The sequence below is a fragment of the Hominisplanchenecus faecis genome (assembly GCF_020687205.1).
Lineage (GTDB): Bacteria > Bacillota > Clostridia > Lachnospirales > Lachnospiraceae > Hominisplanchenecus > Hominisplanchenecus faecis.
In genome coordinates, this window is record NZ_JAJEQE010000098.1 from 1 (window position 1) to 1,561 (window position 1,561).

At 43.6% G+C, this 1,561-nt stretch carries 1 protein-coding gene; it reads right to left on the reverse strand.

What is annotated here, in order from left to right; all coding sequences use genetic code 11:
* Nucleotides 1–1,383, reverse strand: a 1,383-nt coding sequence (gene istA / locus LKD42_RS15025) for an IS21 family transposase (RefSeq protein WP_248836167.1), incomplete at its 3' end; no start/stop codon positions are given.
* Nucleotides 1,384–1,561 lie beyond the last annotated feature (178 nt).

Here is a 1,561-nt window from a genome sequence, read left to right on the forward strand (position 1 = left end):
GCAGACCTGTTCCAGTTTTTCTGGCGAATATTTTTCTGCCAGTTTCAGTAATCCCATGCAGCTTCTGTAGGATTGCTGTTCAATCCTGCCGGAGGTAAGTATTGCATCGACAACCTTACTTGTGTTAATTCCAATCGAATCAGCCCACTTACGGAACCGGTCACCGTTCCATTCCAGATATTTCTGGTGTTCCTGCGGCATATGTTCTGTCACTGTAGAATACTGACCGCTTCGTCCATAGAGTCGTCTGTGAGAGGCAATACGATTGTGATTATAAAATATTTCAACCGTTGTATCTGTTATACGCACATCAACCTTATTTTTGATATACTGATAAGGCACGGAGTAGAACATTCTGTCTACTGCGATGTGATAGTTAAACTGGACGGTGGCTTGTTTCCACTCAGCCAGTTCAAAAGGTGTAGCAGGCAACGGAGCCAGTAATGGCATTTCTTCCCCAAGAAATAAACTGAGTCTGCTACATTCCTTTTTCTGAAATTTACGGGCGTTGTAGGCATCCAGTTTTTCACGGATTGAAGCATTTAATTCTGCAAGAGAGAAAAACTGTTCATTGCGAAGGGCTGCTGTTATCCATGTGGATATCTTTCCTACTGATCCCTCTACATTCGGTTTATCCTTAGGTTTCCGGACTCTGGCCGGAAGGATGGCGAGATTGTAATGTTCTGCCATCTCATGATAAGTTGTGTTTAAGGCAGTGTTGTACCAGTCACTCTTTTTATGATTCACTGCGGTTGTACAGTTATCAGAAACGAGCATAGGTGTGACACCTCCAAAGAAATCAAACATCTGGACATGAGCTTTGATCCAGTTGTCGGTTTTCTCATTCATATATGCTTTTACAAAAGCATACTGACTGTAAGTTAATACACCTACAAATATCCATGCATCTGTGATTTCTCCGGTGTCCGGATCAATGATGTGGGCAGGGTCACCGGCCCAGTCAACTTCAATCTGTTCACCTGGTTTTCTGGGGATATGCATGGTAGCCCTGCGTTTTTCTTCATCCTTCTGGATGTAGTAGCAGAACTGAGAATACATTAGAGGCTCTTCGCTGCTCATGCGGCACTCCTCACAGTATTCTACCCAGAGAAGCTTTTTGTTTACACCATTTCGCAGAAGTTCTTTGCGAATGTAGTCAAAGTTTGGCATGCGTTTATTCGTTGCCGACTTATCCTTAGGAAACATCAGCTCCTCTAGTGCACTGTCGGTCATGTCGAAATCCAGCGGCCATGAAAGCTTGATTTCCGCTGCCTTTTTTAAAACCTTAGCGACAGTGTTTCTGGATACACCGCAACTCTGTGCGATGTTCCTCTCACTGAATCCTAAGCTTTTCAAGCGTAGGATTTCACGATACTTGGTCATAACTTACGACCTCCTTTATCTGCATTCACACCAAAGGTGTGTATTTACAGTATAAAGGAAATATATGTAATAGAGCCCAATAAGGTGGCTCTGAATTACCGGAATATATGGCTCTCATTCTCCAGAATGGTGGCTCTCAAAGTCCGGACAGGTGGCTCAAAGAGCCCCGGAATAATCA